Source organism: Bradyrhizobium sp. 192, assembly GCF_023100965.1.
GTDB classification, from domain to species: Bacteria; Pseudomonadota; Alphaproteobacteria; order Rhizobiales; family Xanthobacteraceae; genus Bradyrhizobium; species Bradyrhizobium symbiodeficiens.
In genome coordinates, this window is record NZ_CP064690.1 from 1,738,131 (window position 1) to 1,756,232 (window position 18,102).

Annotated in this window: 11 protein-coding genes; 7 read left to right on the forward strand and 4 right to left on the reverse strand. The window is 61.3% G+C overall.

The window, feature by feature from the left end; all coding sequences use genetic code 11:
• Window positions 1–2 precede the first annotated feature (2 nt).
• The 4 genes from IVB24_RS08045 (at window position 3) to IVB24_RS08060 (ending at window position 11,228) form a co-directional block, all read left to right on the forward strand.
• Window positions 3–8,309: a hypothetical protein gene (locus IVB24_RS08045; protein ID WP_247772611.1), complete on the forward strand. Its 8,307-nt coding sequence runs from the start codon at window positions 3–5 to the stop codon at window positions 8,307–8,309.
• Between the two features lie 110 nt (window positions 8,310–8,419).
• Window positions 8,420–9,280, forward strand: coding sequence for a hypothetical protein (locus IVB24_RS08050; RefSeq protein ID WP_247772612.1), 861 nt, complete (start codon window positions 8,420–8,422; stop codon window positions 9,278–9,280).
• Between the two features lie 117 nt (window positions 9,281–9,397).
• Window positions 9,398–9,931 (forward strand): hypothetical protein, encoded by a 534-nt coding sequence (locus tag IVB24_RS08055; protein ID WP_247772613.1) that lies wholly within the window; start codon window positions 9,398–9,400, stop codon window positions 9,929–9,931.
• A gap of 655 nt (window positions 9,932–10,586) precedes the next feature.
• On the forward strand, window positions 10,587–11,228 hold the full coding sequence (locus IVB24_RS08060; RefSeq protein ID WP_247772614.1) for a hypothetical protein: 642 nt from the start codon (window positions 10,587–10,589) through the stop codon (window positions 11,226–11,228).
• Window positions 11,229–11,265: 37 nt separating this feature from the next.
• Here the strand turns inward: IVB24_RS08060 and IVB24_RS08065 are convergent, their stop codons facing one another.
• Window positions 11,266–11,529: a hypothetical protein gene (locus IVB24_RS08065; RefSeq protein WP_247341943.1), complete on the reverse strand. Its 264-nt coding sequence runs from the start codon at window positions 11,527–11,529 to the stop codon at window positions 11,266–11,268.
• Between the two features lie 662 nt (window positions 11,530–12,191).
• On the opposite strand from IVB24_RS08065, the gene IVB24_RS08070 reads away from it, so the two are divergent.
• Window positions 12,192–13,142, forward strand: a complete 951-nt coding sequence (locus IVB24_RS08070; RefSeq protein ID WP_247341946.1) for a zincin-like metallopeptidase domain-containing protein — start codon at window positions 12,192–12,194, stop codon at window positions 13,140–13,142.
• Window positions 13,143–13,277: 135 nt separating this feature from the next.
• A complete protein-coding gene (locus tag IVB24_RS08075; RefSeq protein ID WP_247341950.1) occupies window positions 13,278–15,401 on the forward strand; it encodes a ParB/RepB/Spo0J family partition protein in 2,124 nt (707 codons plus the stop codon).
• A gap of 145 nt (window positions 15,402–15,546) precedes the next feature.
• Here IVB24_RS08075 and IVB24_RS08080 read toward each other — a convergent pair whose 3' ends face one another.
• The 3 genes from IVB24_RS08080 to IVB24_RS08090 all read right to left on the reverse strand — a co-directional run bounded on the left by IVB24_RS08080 (window position 15,547) and on the right by IVB24_RS08090 (window position 17,572).
• A complete protein-coding gene (locus tag IVB24_RS08080; RefSeq protein ID WP_247341953.1) occupies window positions 15,547–15,885 on the reverse strand; it encodes a hypothetical protein in 339 nt (112 codons plus the stop codon).
• Complete coding sequence (locus IVB24_RS08085) at window positions 15,882–16,073, reverse strand: hypothetical protein (RefSeq protein WP_247341956.1); 192 nt, start codon at window positions 16,071–16,073, stop codon at window positions 15,882–15,884. Before IVB24_RS08085 ends, IVB24_RS08080 begins: the two co-directional genes overlap by 4 nt.
• Before the next feature lie 587 nt (window positions 16,074–16,660).
• Entirely contained in the window at window positions 16,661–17,572 is a 912-nt protein-coding gene (locus tag IVB24_RS08090; RefSeq protein WP_247772615.1) for a site-specific integrase, read from the reverse strand.
• A gap of 82 nt (window positions 17,573–17,654) precedes the next feature.
• Here IVB24_RS08090 and IVB24_RS08095 point away from each other — a divergent pair, with 82 nt between their 5' ends.
• Entirely contained in the window at window positions 17,655–17,804 is a 150-nt protein-coding gene (locus IVB24_RS08095) for a hypothetical protein (protein WP_247772616.1), read from the forward strand.
• Window positions 17,805–18,102: the final 298 nt, after the last annotated feature.

Here is an 18,102-nt window from a genome sequence, read left to right on the forward strand (position 1 = left end):
CCATGGCGGAAACCACCGACCTTCGCACCATCAGGCTTGTGGGACCGAAGCAGCCGCTCAAGGCCTCGAACGAATTGGCCGACTTCTGCTGGAGCGCCGAACTCGCGCTGTCCTATCTCGGACCGAGCCGCACGGACCTTTCGATCGTCAATTCGACACCGGGATTGCGCGTGCTGCTGCAGGATCCGGAATCGGACAAGGTCAAGAGACAGATCGATATCAAGATCGACGACGCTGGCGGGACGGTGCAGGACAAGGTGTCGCTGCGCGTGCCCTATCTGTTGGCGGCAAACGCGCAGGCCCGGCAGGACCCGGATTCCAAGTCAAGTTCGAAGCTCTGGATCGCCGACAATACCAACCCCTACACCATCTTTGCGGCGAAGCCCGATTTCAAGCCGGATGTCGGGACGGATACCCGCGGCTTTTCGCATCTCCTGGTGGCGCCGCTCGATCGTTGGCCGACGCCGCAGAAATCGCGCGAGATCGAAATGCCGCGGTTAGCGCTTGCCGCCAACCGGATTCGTGTCCTGGTCAACGCCAAGGGCGGGACCAGCACCAGCCCGCTGGGCTTCCTTCGTCTCGTCAAGCAGTCGGCCGACACCGTCGCAGCCTTCTTGGGCATCGCGGACGGCGTCACCGCGCCCTCCAAGCTGCCAAGGGTCGAACTGCCCGCGGTCAGCCTCAACGGCTCCGCCGAAGGGCCGTTCGTTGCGCTGGATCTGACGCCCGACGGCATCGAGTTTCGCGGCACGATCGTCAACCCGCTGCGTGCGTTCGACGAGACCGCCGTACCGGTCCGCATCAATGTGGTTCTGCGCCTTGTCTGCATCGTCGACCCGCTGCGGCCGACCAAGACGCGATGGACACTCGAACTGGTGCGCGAGGAAGACGATAGCAACGCCACCACCGGGATCGGCAGGCGGATCCGCGACGCGCTGGGCAGAGTGAGATCCGAGATGCGGCCCGGTGTCGGCAACCCGGTCTTTCTCGATATCAACACGGTCGCCGATGACCTCGCGGTACGCTGGCCGCTGACGCTGCAGGACAACGCGCTGCAACTCCCCGGCACGAGCGCGGATGTATGGAGCATGTGGGTCGATCGCGCGGCGCTCCGAACCAGCCTGGCCGGAACACCGGTGCGGGGCGGCGAATTGCCGACCGAGGTCGCGATTGTAGCCAACCGCCTCGAGCTCAATGGCTCCAAGGGCAGTGTTGGCCTCATACTCGACGCGGACCGCCGCGAAGCGGCGTCACAGGACGGCAAGCCGGACGACATTGCGGGGCCGCGAGTTACGCTCGGCGCGAGAACCACGATCAGTGCGAGGCCGGAGGCCGGCAAGACCGTTGTCAACTGGTTCGTCGACCAGAAGCGCCTCGCGCGCAGGCTGGTGGAGCGTTACGCCAAGGCGGGCGTGCAGCCTGATGCCGCCAAGAGAACCTATGCTTTCCTTCCGCTCACCGACGGATGGCTGCAGCTGCCGTTCGATTTGCCGAAACCCGATTCGGATGCCACCGCGTTGGGCTTGTCGGGTGCCGCCTCCAACTCGATCGGTTTCGCCGGCGCGGTCGACTATGTCCTCGACGACGGGACGTTCGGGGACGGGCCGGTCGGCCGCCGGATATCGATTGCCGCCGCGGACTATGTCCGGGTCGACGCGACCCTCAAGCAAGGCAAGCTCACTACCGTCAAGGTCGAACTCAAAGGCGCGGCGGGCACGGCAGACGGCCTGCTGTGGCTGGCGGCCGGAAGTCCCACGGCTGAAAACATTCTGCCTGGCTTTGGCGCCGGACCGGCGGCGTTGGAGAGCCCGGCGCTGACCTTCTCGCGCAAGACCGCTGCAACCGGAGAACTCTTAGGGATCACCTCGGGAGTGTTCACCCCCGGCAAGGCTGTTGAATTCTCGATCCCGAAGGGTGGCGCTCCGGCTCCGGCCTATGTCTGGCAAGGCTATTCCGAGATGCCTTTCGTCACCGCCATTGGAATCACGCGAACCTCGGAAAGCTCGGGGCTTCCTTCGTCCACGCGCGACCTGCTTTGCAGGGAACTCGATCGCACCCAGTTCGACATCACGCTCAAATACGACGGCATTCGCGGCATTCCCGCACTCACGCTCGCGAAACCGGTGAACGAACTGCCGCTGGCGGGCAAGAAGCTGTTGCCGAACGTGCCGCTTGTTCCGGTCACCTTGCCCGGCATCGAGATGAAGCCGGCCGCCGCCGCCTACGCCGGCTTGCAGACCCGGTTGCGCTTCGATCTTCCGATCCTCGATGAACTGTTCGCCACCACGCGCCTTCCGGAGAAGCCGCCGGTGCCGTCGAACGATGCACCCGCGCCGCAGCCGCCTCCCGACCTGCCGACATCGCTCGATTTCGACTCCCTGCTGCTGGCCTGGCAAAAGGCGGTCGACCGGCTCGATCTGTCGCGCGTGCAGATTGCGAGCGCGTTCGAATTCTCCGGCCAAAGCGGGGCGGTTGAGATCAAGACCATGATCGAAGGGATCACGTGGTCAACAAACTTCGCGCTCGAGTCGGCAAGCGACATTGGCGGAAGCAAATACGCGTTCGGCACCTATGCGCTTGGCAGCAGGCGATTCCAGGGACGCACTGCGCTCGAAGGGCTGACGGAGACGACGTTCGATCACATTCATGACGTCGCGAACGGAGACGGCGATCGCGTCAAGATCATCGGCTTCGCCGCGCCGCTTCGCAATCAGAAGTTCGATGGATTGCCGCTGTGGCGCGATACCCGCGCCGCACTGATGGCGAGCATGCCGACGACCGACAAGTTCGGCGACGAGCCAAACGGCATCCTGTTTCGAGAAGCCGGCTACTTCCTGCGAACAGGCGGTGCCGTGCAGGGGACGACGTCGCGCTATTCGTGCACGACCATCTTCGAGCCGGTCGAGATTGTCACGGCAAATGACAAGCGCAAGCTGGCTCTCTGGTTTCGGGACCTTCCGCTGGAAGCGACGGCGGGCGGCAAGTCGCTGGTGGACGACCCCGGCGGGCCAGAGCTCAGCATCGGTCCGCGCCAGGAGGCGTTCGACGCCGAGCAGCTGCCGCGGGCGCTGTACGAGTGGCGAGTTTGCAACGATGCGGCAACGCCGCCGGAGCAGGCGTTGCCGAAGAGCGCCTATGATTTCGATATCGGACCGCTGCGGTTGCGGCCGCTCCGATTGCTGGACCTGAGCGTCAGCAAGCAGTCCGGCAACTGGCAAATCGACTCCGCCAAGATCGTCTTTACGGCATCGCTGCGCTCAAGCCTGGCGAGGACGAGCGATCGTGGCCCGTTCGAGCCGGAGCTCGCCTATGCGACCGGAAATCTTGTCGCGGTTTTGTTAAGTCTTGTCACGGTTTCGGTGGACGGAAAGGACCGCAAGCTGCTGAAGTTCTCGGAATGGGAGGACGTTCAGGTTGCCACCTCCGAGCCGGCCGCGGGCAAGGCGGCTGTCACGGCCGGCGGCCTGGCATCGGTCTCGTTCCGGATGGCGGCCGTGCGAACGAAGCTCGGCAGCGCGCAGGAATCTGTCGGCAACACCACCGCCAAATTGACCCTGAACATCAAGCAGGCCGCCGGTGAGGGAGGCGTTCCCCAGTTCGGCGTCGCATCGCTTGAGACCGTGCTGTTCGGCTGCAGCGTCGCTCTGACCAACGGCACGGTCACGCAGCCCGCAGGCAAGACTCTCGCCGTCGAGTTCAGGGCGCCGGTGGACGCCAACCCGGCGAATTTCAGCGGCGTGAAGCTCGACACCATCAAGCTGGAGATTGCCGACAAGCCTGAAGCTGGCGAAGAGTCGGCGTGGACGTTGTTCCTGCAGGGGACGTTGGCGATATCCGCCAACGACCCCCAGCCGAAAGCGGCGCCGCCGAGCACAGGCAAGAACGTGGTCGTATACACGCTTGGTGGCGCGCTGCGGTGGCTCAACCAGCAGATCACGGCGGCGACGGTCGCCATCGATCACCAGCGCGGTGTGATGACCTGCCGTATCGACGCGGGGCAATCGAAGCTGCAACCGATCGTCGGGTTGATTGCAGAGCAGGGCTCGGTGCGAGGCATCCTGATGGTGGCGGTTGCTCCGCGCATGCCGACTGACCCACAATTTCGATTCCGATCCTTCTCGGGCTTCGGTGAGCTCAATTTGCTCTCCGAGAAAGGACCGCTGCAGCGGTTCGATCACATGATCGCCGGACAGGAGCGGCGTTCCGGGCAGGAGCCGCCGTGGTCTTCCGAAATCACTGTCGATCTCGTGCTGGAGAAGCGCCTCAGCCGGATTCGATGGCCGATCAAGAGCCTGCCGGATAACGTCAAGACAATCGATAACAAGGATGTAAAGCTGGAAAATCTCGGCGCCCGGCTGACGGGGGCAGCCTTGCGCGGCGAGTTGAAGGCGTTCGACGATGCAAGTGCGCTCACCCACAGCTTCACCACCTCCGTGAAGGGGCAGGCCATCGAAACCGATGCGCTCGACGCAAACGGCGCCAGCCTGGTCAAGCCATGGTCGTTCCACGCGGTGACCGAGCATACCGTCAATGATGGGGCGCAAAGACAGCTGACCTGGATGTCGCTCGATCATGTCAGCGCAGTCGATGCGCGCGCCCTGGTGAGCGCGGCGAAGGCTGCGACGAAGCTGCCGCCGGCGGCGACCGACCGTATGTTCGCGTTTGCGCCCCGCTACAAGTTGATCGACGACACGCACGAAAACGACGCGATTGCCGTCAAGGCTGGGCTGGTGTTGCGTGCATTTGCCCAGGCCGGTTTCCCGGTCGAGGCAATGGCGCGGGCGATTGCCGACAAGTTCAAGACCAAGGACCCCGGCGATGCAATCGTCGTCAGCGGCGCCGGGCCGGCGATCGTCCAGACATCGGACCAGAAGGAAGGACCGTTCTGGCCCGCCGCTGCGCCGGCTTACATTTCCAGCGATTCCCAAGGTGTTGTGCTTGCTCTGCCCTGGATCGGTGCGGTGGACGATTCGTACAAGCTCGACGGCCTGATCGAGAAGTTCTGTCAGGCGCCGAGCACGGGTATCGCCAAATGGGATGCTGGCGACGCCGATTGGGCCGTCGGATCGCCGACGCCGCTCGAGCGCAAATCCGTTCCGGTTCAGGCGGTCGGAAGCGCCAGCGACGAAATAAGGGCGCTGCTTGGGCGCGCAATGGGAAATGCCGGCGAGAAGGATGCCAACCGGGCCTTGGCGGCCGTCGAACAGCTGTTCCTTCGCCTCTCGAGCGGCGGCGGGACACTCGGCGAACGGCCGATGTGGTTGCGCAGCTTGCTGGCGCTGCGAACGGTCTGGGACAAAGTACCCAGTGACGACAAGCGGCCGTTTGCCGAGCGCGTCACCACGGTACTGTCATCCGGAAAAGCCGACGGCAGGGCCGCTCGCGTCAGGCTCAAGCGACGCGATGAGGCTCCCGACAAGCTTCCGTTGATCCTCGCCCGGCGGGGCGTGCTCGTCGCCATCGACCGCAACGTCACGCGCTTCGAGGAATTACCTCCGGGGGAGGGCCAGCCCCAAGGCGTCAAGGACGCCGCGCTGGGACGCGCGCGTCAGGTGGCGCGCGCCGACCGTCTGGTCAGCGAGGCGGTCGCCATCGTCGTCATTGCCGAAACGCAGCGCCGCGACATCGGTGCAGGCGAATTGTGGATCGAGGTCGACGTACCGCGCGATCCCGATAATTCCGTGCTCGACATGCCGATCAAGATTGATCCGTCCGATCGCCTCTATGCCTCTCCCGCGCTGGGCTGGCCGACCAGGGACGGAACAAGGGCCGCTGCCTCGGGTGCATTGGGGATGGGCGGCGACTGGCCGTTCCAGGATATCGTTCCCAAACCAGATCCGGTTCCTCCCGCATCCGAACATGACAAGGACGACGTCAAACGCTACGGCTCCGGCCTGTCGGGACGTGCCGCCAGCATTTCCCTGCCGGCGCGCGCTGACCGCGATAGCCGGTTGACGGACGAGGACGTCGATACGATCTCGCCAACATTCTATACGCTTTCGCGCAAGATGATTTTTGATCGCCCAAGTTCTGCTCATCTGCCCCTGGTGTCGCCTCCGGCACGCTATCTGACCTCTTCCGAGGCGCGCGCGGTCGTGCCGGTTGCGCGAGAGCTCAGGTCTGCGCTAGCGCGAGTCGTCAAGGGGAAGGCGGCGCCGATCGTCCCGCCGCACCTGGAGCGCATCACCTTCGGCTTGCGCCCCGGGACGATCCAGGCTGAATTCGACACGCTGCTGTTTACGGACGGACTCTTCACCCCGCCGGCGCAGCCGCAACCGCAGCCGCAGGAGGACATGAGCGGCGACACGTCGCGATATGGCCGCCCAGGGCATGGCGGGCCGCGGCTGCTGCGCCAGTTGCGGCCGCCGCGTGCGCCGACGCTGCCGCGGGTGCCGAAGAAGTTCGTCGAGACGCACGGACGGCGCACCTTCGTCGAACTCGACGATCTCGACAGTGAAGGAGGCTTTCCCGCGCCTTTCCGGGTGTTCGAGGGTGTGGCCACCGTGCTGCGCAAGGGCAACAAGAGCTACCGGATTCGCGTGCTGGATACGCCGCTCGTGCCGGAATGGAACCTGCCGGCGTTCGGTGACTGGAAGCAGGGCAATGTGACGCTTGAGGTCACTTCGCCGAGCTTTACTGCCGATAACGATGAGTTGGCGAAGGCTCTTGCGAATCTCGGCTTGCTGCGCGGCAAGCCCGGATTGTACGCCGCGTTGTCGATCGACCGATCGGTCGTGACGTTCAACAAGGCCAGATGGTCGAAGGTCGGGAAAGACGCCATCAGGCTTACACTGCATGCCGACGACATAGCGGGTGCCCAGGCGCGGCTGGATGCAGTGGATGGCGACTCCGTCGTCGCGCTGATGCTGCAATGTGGCCAGGACAGCGAGAGCGCGAAGCTACCCGATCAGGACAAGGTCTTTGATCTCGGAGCGGCTGGCTCGAACGATCCGGACTCCTTGAAGGATCTCGTTGCAGAGACCCGTCGTCAATTCGCACTGCGCCTGCCGGTTCGCCCGACATCGCGACCAAGCGTAAAGATCGACACCTCCACACTCGTATTCGCCGATCCCTCCTACGATCGCGCGTTGTGTGGTCCAGGGGCGTCCGACACGCAGCGTGACAACAACGGTAAGTCCTGGAAAGTCGGACTCGATCGATTTGAGTATGGCAGCGATACGCCGCTATATTTGGCGTTCGGCAGGATCGACGAAAAGACCGGCACATTTGGCAATGGCACCGCCGTCATTAAGGAGCCTCTCCTGCTGGTGCAGCGTCAACGGCAAAGCGGAAAAGATGGCGCGGATACGGCCGTCGAGCCGTTGTCCATCGCCGGCATAAAAGTCGGCAAAGTCGTGACGATGCCGGACGGGAAGCTATGTCCTGGCTACGTCGTAGCCGCACGGCAGGCCTATGCAATCTCGTTCGATCAATTGCGCAGCAACAACCAGCCTGTAACGCTCGAAGATGGCGACGAAATCGTCGTCTCGATCTCATTCACTCAGAACGAACCGGACCCAGGTGATCCCAACCTCAAGAAGGACGTACTGCGGACCCTGTCTGCACGAGCCAAGGTCGTTCCGCGCCCGGTCATTGCACCGCCGCCGGCGGTCTACAGCCTTGTGGTGCCGCAAGGCCCGTCCGTTGCGCGGGTCGCGTTGCACGCCACCGCACCGTTGCCGCAGCGGATCGAATTCCCTGAGTTGCTCGATGACCTTGCGATCGGCTTCATTCGCCGCCGCGCCCTGTTCGTCTGGCCGATGGGCGATTTGCCGGCCCGGTCGCCGGATTCGTCCACGCTTCTGAAAGTCGATCGGGCCGGCGGCGGACAGTTGCCGGAGAGTCCGCCCGACATCCGCTCGCGCCTGCCGCTGCCTGCGCTCGACCGCGTCATCTGCGCGGGACACGTCTTCGGCCTGACGCAGCTACTTGCGGGTACCGATACAAAGCTTGCCGAGGCCCGCCGCTTCATCGCCGGCGTCGCCTACGGGCGCGGAGGCAGCGGCATGCCTCCGGCGAAAATCCCATCTGCCGCCGATCTCGGGGATCCGCAAACCAAGGTGGTCTGGGATTTCTGCTTGGCGGCTGCCGACGCTGCCGCCGGCGATGACCTCGGCAACTGCCTGAACTTCGCGATCTGGTATTCGGACGATGGGGGCAAGACGCCATCCAAGAAGCCGTCGCGGCTTCCGGACGATTGGCCGTACGACCAGGCCGACAAGGTCAAGGACAACTGGGGTCCGTTTGTCAGCCCGGCCGCGCCGGCCGGAAACAACATATTTGTCATGAAATACTGTGGCGTGACCTGAGGGATATGCCGACGCAACGAGGATCAGCGTATCGCATTTTCGGTCTTCTCGCGGTTTGCCTGATGTTGGTCTGCTCGGGGACCATCGTCGCTTATGCGTACGATCAGACCGTGCCGCTTGAAGTCGAGCGAGGGGCCTCCCGCACCATCGATGCTTTGGAATACGGCAAGATACCAGGTGGAAAGGTGGATACAGCTACCGTTGACGATCCGAATCTCGGTTCATCCGTAGTCAAAGACGGCAAATGGATTACCTACACAGCAGCAGACAAAATAGGCGTCGCCACGGTCACTTATAAAGGCACCGATGTTAATGATAAGGCATTCCAAGGAGAGATCAAATTTTCGAATGTGTCTCCGAAACGAATTGTCACGTATGATTTAAGCCGCGTGGCCGGCGTGCTTGGAGTAATCCTGGTCTTGGCGATAGTCCTCGAAATCGGCCTGTCGACGCTCTTCAACTGGAAATATTTTCAGGAGCATTTGCAAGACAAGGGTTTGCGAACGCCTATCGCGATCGCGGTTTCTGGCTACTTCGTTTATCACTACCAACTGGACACAATCGCAGACCTGCTCAGTTCATTCACCGATAGGCAGGTGCCGTTCGCACGAACGACTCCAGGATACTTCATCACTGCTTTCATCGTCGCCGGTGGAAGCAGCACGGTCTATGAGTTGTTCCGGAAATTTGGAATTCGTACGCCATTCGAGCCGCCGGCGCAGATTGTCGTCGAGTTCAAGCGTCAGAACGTGCCCTCTGACCGACCCGTGAATGTGTCGATCGATGGCAAACTGGTGGCGACAGTTGCAGCGGACACAAGCCGCTTTCCGAAGGACGGCAGTTACGATCTCGATGCGGGCTCCCACGAAATCGAGCTTGAGGCGCCCGACGCGACCGGCGCGCCGAAGAAGGTAAAACAGGTCGTGAATGTTGCGCCGGCGGCGGACGTAAAGGTGACAATAACGATATAGCTCGCCGACAGAATCGAACGATAGAGATCAATCGTCCGGAGCGCGTCGTGGCGATGCAAATCCAGGACAATCGAATGCGTCGCGCGAAACAGCCGGGAACTTCTCGATGGAAATGAGGTGATCATCATGGCAAAGGCTCGCAAGAAAGCGGCGAAGAAGTCAGTCGCCAAAAAGAAGGCAGCGAAAAAAGGATCGTCAGCCAAAAGGAGGGCCGTTACCCGCAAGAAGCCTGCCAAGAAGAAACGCGCGCTGGGACTACGTGGCGCAAGCCGTTTCGTTGCCGTGGCGGCTGGACTGGACAAAGAGACTTGCGCCGGACATGTTTTTGGCGAAACGAGTGTCTTGTCCAATAACGCTGCCAAACTGGCGGAGGCCAGACGTTTCATCGCCGGCGTTGCATACAAGCGCAACGGAACGGGTATGGCTCCGGCGAAAATCCCGACTGAGGACGAGCTCAAGAATCCAAATACCAAAGCGATTTGGGATCGGTGTCTGCAAGCGGCCGGAGACGCTGCAGGCGACGACGTTGGGACCTGCAAGCACTTTGTGGTCTGGTTTTCGGATGACGACGGTAAGACGCCTTCAAAGCAGCCATCGCGCATTACTGATGACTGGCCTTACGATCAGGCAGACAAGATCAAGGGTAGTTAGGGGCCGTTCGTTAGCCCTGTTACACCGAAGGGGAATAATATATTCGTCATCAAATATTGCGGCGTCCCATAAGAGCTGAGCGGTTTGCAGCTATCGAAGGACTGCACCCACGGGTGCCCAACGTGAAGTCGGCTAGTTGAAGCCGCGGCAGCCGGAAAATTGAACCGCGCAAAGAACATTGAGGAGCATCAATTATGTCTAAATTGTTTGTATTGCATCTGACCTGTACGGAGCCGCCCGATAATCTCGGCAAGGAAGCGGATCTGCTTATAGCGCCAGATCATGGCCCGTGGTTTGAGCGGGAATCAACTTAGAATTGTCCCGAACGACAAGTGGTTTTCTTCAATACGCGAGGCGGCGCATACGCGGCTGGTGGCAATCCCAATCTGCTCAAGATCGATGGAACGACAGGCGTCGGCTCAGTTAATGGGTTTGATGCAGGTTCGGCTCATGTGGGTACAAGCGGCTCAGGTCACAGTCGCGAGACGCTCGCCGACTTCAAGTGGACGGTGACAGAGATTCGGAACATCTAGTGCGTGGGAGAGACAAAAAAGTGGGGCGAGCTGGGCAACTGCCTCGCCCGCCAGCACAGGTGCGTAAAGCGATCTCGGAGATAACTTGTGGCAACTGGCAAGCAAATGTTGGGATACCTTCCATGAACTGGAAACGAAGGATCGTGACGTTGTCACAATGGGCGACGTTATCTGTTGCATTGCTGTTATTGCCCACGATGGCAATAGGCCAATCTGGACAAGACGTCCGACAGCGCTGCGCGCAACTGACCAAGGAATCTGGTCAATATAGTCGGTGGAACACGGATGGGGGCTGGGAGTTCAGACGCAAATGGGAGAGACTAACAGCAAACCTATCTGTGGAGATTGTTCGTTTGGCGACGTTTAAGATGGATTGGGAGACTCGCGAGATGCCATCCGAATTGCCGAAACTTAAGATTACGTGCAGTGGGGGCGAAGCGTCTGTGGAGCTCATATTTGAACGCTGGGCGACGGTGCGCCCTGACAAGGTTGAAGTTGTTCTGAGCTGGGATGGCGAGGCGCCTAATCTTGAGACCGATTGGATCGGTATTAATCAATCGATCTGGCCCGGCCACCTCGGAGGATCGACGCCACGCGATAAAGCCTTGCAAACGGAGTTAGCGAAAAAGCTGTTCAATTCATCCAGACTCGACGTTTGTACATCCGATCGAAGCGGCGTGATAATGACTGAACATTTTGATCTTGATGGGATGAAAGAGCGAGGTGTCGAAGTTTTACAAATGTGTGATCTAAATCGCCAGTAGTTGAACTAGGTTGGCATCGTGCTCGGCGCCGGTCCTTCTAATCAGCAGGACATTCTGGGCAGGTATCACCGATCGAGTTGAGCACGTCGCGAACCTCGGCCGCCGCTGCATCGGGGGAGACACCTGCCGGCGGGTCTCCACGGGCGATATCGAAGGCCCGCTCACGTGCATGCGGATCGGCGCGTTCCTGCATCCAACCGTGCTCCTCGCACTCGCGGATGGCGCCCGCTTCCTGGAGCACGTCAATAGCCCATCCGCGCAGCGTCCGTATCGCCGGCCTTCGTGCACTTGTCATCAGCATGGAAATGGCTCCCTGATACGGCGAATCATTTTGTCCGTCATTCGTTCCGGCTGCTAACACATGGCTGGGATTCGCAACGGCGGGAGCTCAAGGTTTGGTTCGAATCTTTGACGCGCAGACACCCCGTCCCTGAACTTAGTCTTCCTGGCTTTTTGTTTGGACGCGTCCGCTGGCCGCGGACCGGGCTCTCGTGAACCGTGCCGCTTCGCGTCACGGCCATCCGGCTTCGATCCCTCGCGCGATCACGAGTCGCTCGCCGGAGGCACTCGCCCTCGGGCCCGCCGTCATTTCATTCCGGCGTCGCTATCACTGCCCTTCGTTCGGGTGCCTTCTTAACCGGTCTCGCGACTGCACTCGGTCCCGGGTCCTGCCGCTATCGCGTCGGCGCTATGCTGACCCCTCCTGCGGGTGCCTCTTTCTGCTGCCTGCGCTTCGCTCCGGCGCTTTTCGGTGCTTCCCCGCGACCGCTTTGTCGGCTGCACTGAAGCCCGCGTCGCGGGTCGTCACCCTTTCGGGGCGTCCATCCTGTCAAAAAGACAGTCGCGCGAATGCGCAGTCCATTTCCTCGTCACCGCCGTTGAGAGTGAGAGTGCAGGCCGGATCTGCCGCGACGGGTTGAAGATCGGAGGAGAGGCTTCCGGTGCCCGTCGCGGAGGACCGCGATGTCTGGACATACCGCCCGAGTTCGTGCCGGCAACGACCGCGCGAGCCTTTACACCGAAATCACAGACAAGATTATCACCGAGCTGGAGGCTGGCCGTATCCCGTGGGTGCAGCCATGGGGGACGGCGGCGATCAAGGCGCCGCTCGCGACGCCGCGCAACGCGTCGACGCAGCGCGGATATTCCGGGATTAATGTGCTGATCCTATGGGGGTCCGTCATCGAGCACGGTTTTTCCGGACAGAGCTGGCTCACTTTTCGCCAGGCGCTCGGGCTTGGCGGCCATGTCAGGAAGGGCGAACGGGGAACGATCGTCGTCTATGCCGATCGCTTCACCCCGGACGACGAACGTCGGCGCGCCGCGGAGGCCGGTGAAGAGCCGGGTGCCATCCCGTTTCTCAAGCGTTTTACCGTCTTCAACATGGACCAGTGCGATGGCTTGCCCGAAGGGGTCGCTGCCTCGGCCATCCCGCCGCCACCAGATCAGATTGAGCCACGAGCCGAGGCGTTAATCGCTGCCACCGGCGCGGATTTCCGCATCGGCGGTGCGCGCGCCTACTACAACACGACGGGCGATTTCGTGCAGGTCCCACCGCTGGCTGCTTATTTCGAGCCGATCAACTGGCACCGGACCGCATTTCATGAACTCGGTCATTGGACCGGCCAGGCGTCCCGCCTCAACCGCGACCACTCGGGTTCGTTCGGCTCAAAATCGTACGCGCGCGAAGAACTGGTCGCCGAAATGGCGGGTGCCTTCGTTTGTGCTTCGCTCGGCATCGTGCCGACCGTGCGCCACGCCGACTATATCGGTTCCTGGCTGGAGGTGCTGCGCGAGGATAATCGCGCCGTCGTGCGCGCCGCCAGCGCGGCATCGAAGGCCGCCGATTTCCTGCTCGCCTTTCTGCCGCCCGGGATCGATTCCGGCGTTGAGGGCAACGAGGAGGCCGCGTGATGCATCCGCACGTCGTTTCAGTGTCCGCCTTCAGTTGGTGCGGCGTCGTCAGAGAGTGAGAGGAGCGCCGGCTTGTCTGTGACGGGTAGGAGGTCGAGAGAGAGTCTTTCGGCCGCCCGTCGTGGAGAATCCGACATGGCAAGCGTCCAGAAAATCAAGCTCAGTCCCTCCCGCGATATTCCCTTCAACAAACTGGTCTTGAGCCAGTCCAATGTCCGCCGCGTAAAGGCCGGCGTCTCGATCGAGCAACTGGCGGAGAGCATCTCTCAGCGCACGTTGTTACAAAGCCTGAGCGTTCGTGCGGTCGTCGATGCCGACGGCCAGGAGACCGGCATGTTCGAGGTGCCCGCCGGTGGACGCCGCTACCGTGCGCTCGAACTTCTGGTGAGGCAGAAGCGTATGGCGAAGACGCAACCTGTCCCCTGCGTGGTCCGGGATGGCGGCATCGCCGAGGACGATTCCCTTGCCGAGAACGACGAGCGGGTCGGCCTGCATCCGCTCGATCAGTTCCGCGCGTTCAAGCTGCTGCGTGACGGTGGTATGAGTGAAGAGGATATCGCCGCGCGGCACTTCGTCTCGCCGGCGATCGTCAAGCAGCGCCTGCGTCTGGCGTCCGTGTCGCCGAAGCTGCACGACGTCTATGCCGACGATGGCATGACGCTCGAACAGTTGATGGCCTTCTCTGTCACGGCCGTCCAGGCGCGTCAGGAGCAGGTCTGGGACAATGTCAGCAAATCCGGCTACGACGAGACATATCAAATCCGACGGACGTTGACGGAGAACACCGTGCGCGCTTCCGATCGCCGCGCCCAATTCGTCGGACTGGATGCCTACGAGCAGGCCGGCGGCGCCATCCTGCGGGATCTGTTCGAACACGATGATGGTGGCTGGTTGCAGGATGTGCCGCTGCTCGATCGTCTCGCCACCGAGAAGCTGAAGGCCGAGGCTGAGACGATCGCGGCCGAAGGCTGGAAGTGGATCGCGGTGGCAGTCGACTTCCCCTACGGCCACACCAACGGGTTGCGCGAGATTGAGGGTGAACCGGCTGATCTGACGGAGGAGGAGCGGGCGACGCTTGACGCCCTTAACGTCGAACACGTCAAGATCGAGGAGGATTACCAGGACGCCGACGAACTGCCGGACGAGATTGATCAGCGCCTCGGAGAAATCGAGGCGGCGCAGTCCGTCCTGGAATCTCGATCGCTTATCTACGATCCGGGCCAGATCGCCCGCGCCGGCGTCTTCGTCAGCATCGATGCCGAGGGGTTGCTGGCGATCGCCCGTGGCTACGTGCGGCCGGAAGATGAGGCACCCGTGATCGTCGAGCCCGAAAGCGAGGTACAAGGCGACGGAGAAACCAACGATGACCGGCCCACCACCAACGGTGTGGTCCAACGCGCCGTCATCACGGTCGGCGGCGCGCCAACCGAACCCGTCGAGGAGGAGGACGACGATACGGTCAAGCCTCTGCCGGATCGGCTGATCACCGAGCTGACCGCACATCGCACACTGGCGTTGCGCAACGCGCTTGCAAACGAACCGGCCGTCGCCTTCCAGGCGGTGCTGCACAATTTTGTGCTGGCGACCTTCTACCGCTTCGCGTCGTCGAGCGGCTGCCTGGAAATTGCGATCCGTACCCCGACGTTCCCCGCTCAGGCGCCTGGCTTGAAGGAGAGTGCATCAGCGGAAGCTATCGACGGGCGACATGACGGCTGGAAAGCCCGTCTGCCCAAGGACGAAGCCGGTCTGTGGGACGTGCTCACAGCTTTCGACGGGAAAGAGCAGGCCGCGTTGTTCGCGCATTGCGCGTCATCCGCCGTCAATGCGCTCTACGAGCCCGCCAACCGCTACAATGAGGGCCGCGTCTCCGCGCACGGCATACGCCGAAGGCTCGATCACGCCAACGTTCTTGCCCGTTACGTGGGACTCGACATGGCAGCAGAGGGCTGGAAGCCGACCGTCGACAACTATCTCGGCCGGGTCACCAAACCTCGCATTCTTGAAGCGGTGCGTGAGGTAAAGGGCGAGCAATCGGTGCAGCTCATCGACCACCTCAAGAAAGTCGACATGGCGCGTGAGGCCGAGAGACTGCTCGAGGGGACCGGATGGTTACCGGAACCCCTTCGTCTCGATGAGGTGGGTACGGTCGGAGAGCCCGCTGCAGATCCCGAGGCGTTACCGGAGTTCCTCGCCGCCGGCGAGGACGACGCTGACACCGAGGCCGACGACGAACGGCCGCACATCATTGCGGCAGAATAATCTCCCAGGTGTGGAGGCTCCGGCCGACCCACACCTACTTATCCTTGGTCCTTCCCAAGCCCGGCATTCCGTGCCGGGCTTTTTCTTTCGAGGACGTCCGAGATCGTCCCTGATTCAGCTCGCAGGAAACTCTTGCCATCGCTTCTCAGCGCAGTTGCGTAGCTGAACCGGGTTCGGAATTCTCTGCGGTCTCGTTGTCATCCAATTCGACGAGATAGACCAGCAACATTCCATCGGATGGTTGAGCATCCCTGGAAGCATCACCGAATGTTGCGATCTCGTCCTCGTAGCCCATGCGCGCTCTCAGTTGGGCCTTGCCATCCCACAACGGTGCGCCATTGGAATATGCTGACGCGAAATCGTTTCGTAGCCACGGCGCGTTGCAAATTTCGTTTGCCTCACGGAGGCTCTTTGCTTCGAACGTCACCGTTGGGGTGCCGCCGATCTCGATCGTAAAGACCGAAGGAAACAGCGTCGGCGTCATGTTCGCTTTGCCCTTTCGGCGGCTTCCCGCGCCAATCGCAATGCTTTCAAGCGTTCGCGATTTTCGTGAAACGCCTTTTGTGCCTTTTCGTGCTCGCTTACGGGTTTCTCGGTCTTGACCTGCCCGAATACTTTCAGCGCCTCTCTTTCGGCTGGCGTGACCTGCCGTTTGAGCTTTTGGTCGTTCATCTCGTCACTTCTTTGCGATTCTCGATGGGCAGAAAGATAGCGCGCAGGATCACGAGACAAAAGGGCTGATTCCCTTAGCTCCCTCGGCAAATCGAGCCGCGTCTTTTGGCGGTCAGTTAGCGCCAGCGTCTGCGTAAGAGTGAGAGGCGGGCCGGGATGGGTTTGAGCCGACGCGGTCGAGAGAGCGCCCTGCGGCTCGATCCTTCCCCGCTCTCTGAGGCTCCCGACTATGCTGCTAGCTTTGGAATTGCGCTCTCGACCAATCGCAAGAATCGGGTGTTGCGCCCTCCCGCAACCAACGATACCGGTGATTCCGAATTTTCGGGGTCGCCGGATTCATTCCGCAAGGATCGAGTGTTGCGTGTCCTCGCAACAACCGATCGCGGCGATTCCAAGTTTGGGGCTCCGACTCCGTTGGATTTGCACTTGCTCAGCAACATCCAAAGCCGTGGTTGGATCGCGCAGACATTGCGCTCCTGTCGGCCATCAAGATCGCCTGACATCCAGTTCGTACGGTTCGACGACTATCATATGAGCTTGCCACGGATTGAACTGGGCAACATTAACCACGGCTGATGATCGGTGACTCAGGCCTGCGCGCCGCGTTTGATCGGCATCACCTTCTTGGGATCGAGCCAGTGGTCGATCCGGTCAGCCCAATGCTGCATCAACTTCGTGCGCGAGCCAATCAGCGCGAGCGGTCCGTGCCTCTTGTAGAGCCCTTCCACAGTCGAATTATCGAGATGCGCGAGCTGCAGCTCGACAACATCGCCATCCCATGCCTTGGCGTCCTTGATCTCTTCGTGGTGAGACAGGGTCGAGAAGGTGGTCCGGAATCCGTGGGCACAATGATCAGTCTTGGTGTCAATGCCAAGCAGCCGCAAGCGCTTGTTGAGCGTGTTGTTTGATAAAGGCGCGTCCTTCGAGCAGGAAAACGCGTACCGGCGATGTCCGGTCAGCTTCTGAACGCTGCGCAGGATTGCGAGTGCCTGCCGTGACAAAGGCACGACATGGTCCCAACCGGTCTTCATTTTGGCGGCTGGAATAGTCCAGCGTTCGGCATCCCAATCGACCTCGCTCCACTCCATTTCATTGACCATGCCGGGGCGGGGAATGGTCAGAGCGTCGAAGCGCAAAGCAAGGCCAACAACGTCACTAAACCTCGCTCTCGTCCACGGTGCGCTGATGAGCTTGAACACGCGCGTCACGTCGCGTGGTTCGGTGACGCCGGGACGCGGCGTCGAAATGTTGGCAATCATCTGCCCATTCAGGTTGCGGAATGGATTGTAGCCGTCGCCTTCGACATCGGCATAGTTGCAGATTTGCTCACCGATGCTGCGCACGCGGTCGCGAGTTTCCAGCTTTCCCTCGGCTTCATATGAACGCATGAAAGCGAGCACGTCCGGACGCTTGATGTCCTGCCTGCACAGCTTGCCGAAGCGATCCTTGACATAGCCGACACGCAGCTCAAGCACCTCGATGGTCTTCGGGTCATGCACCGCGACGATCCTGCCGTGTTGTCGTCGACCGGGTTGACATTTGCGCTGTTTCGGTACGTCATGTGCCTCTGGGGATACCGCGATGACCCGTGAGGCGGCAGCCAAATATCGCGTCCAAGCCCTCGATGACGAGGTGGACGCCATGCTGTCACCAACCGAAATTTCGGTAGCACAGCTATCCCGCATCATCGGTCTTGCCAGCGCACCGGTGCTTGTCGACGTTCGTCCGTGATGGCGAGGATTTAGGCCGGCAGGCATTGCCGACAGCGCGGCAAATGATCCGAGACCGTTTCGATCTGGGCTCATAGCTTTTCCGGGCGACGCGTCATTGTGTATTGCCGGAACGGCGGCAATGTCAGCCAGGGAACCGCGGCCTGGCTTCGGCAAGCCGGCAAGGGTTGGCCATCGTCGCGACGGGCCGATGACTTCCGAACCAAGCTATTTGCATTCGGCGATGTGTCAATCGGCGTTCAAATTTGGCTCTGACTCATTTCTGATGAAGTTCGTGACTCCTCAAAGACTGCTTCACG

Excerpts from the sequence above, each read along its gene's own strand:
- IVB24_RS08075 (WP_247341950.1), top strand. The coding sequence starts at position 13,278 with ATGGCAAGCGTCCAGAAAATCAAGCTCAGTCCCTCCCGCGATATTCCC.
- IVB24_RS08080 (WP_247341953.1), bottom strand. The coding sequence starts at position 15,885 with ATGACGCCGACGCTGTTTCCTTCGGTCTTTACGATCGAGATCGGCGGC.
- IVB24_RS08095 (WP_247772616.1), top strand. The coding sequence starts at position 17,655 with ATGACCCGTGAGGCGGCAGCCAAATATCGCGTCCAAGCCCTCGATGAC.
- IVB24_RS08045 (WP_247772611.1), top strand. The coding sequence starts at position 3 with ATGGCGGAAACCACCGACCTTCGCACCATCAGGCTTGTGGGACCGAAG.
- IVB24_RS08065 (WP_247341943.1), bottom strand. The coding sequence starts at position 11,529 with ATGCTGATGACAAGTGCACGAAGGCCGGCGATACGGACGCTGCGCGGA.
- IVB24_RS08060 (WP_247772614.1), top strand. The coding sequence starts at position 10,587 with ATGAACTGGAAACGAAGGATCGTGACGTTGTCACAATGGGCGACGTTA.
- IVB24_RS08070 (WP_247341946.1), top strand. The coding sequence starts at position 12,192 with ATGTCTGGACATACCGCCCGAGTTCGTGCCGGCAACGACCGCGCGAGC.
- IVB24_RS08085 (WP_247341956.1), bottom strand. The coding sequence starts at position 16,073 with ATGAACGACCAAAAGCTCAAACGGCAGGTCACGCCAGCCGAAAGAGAG.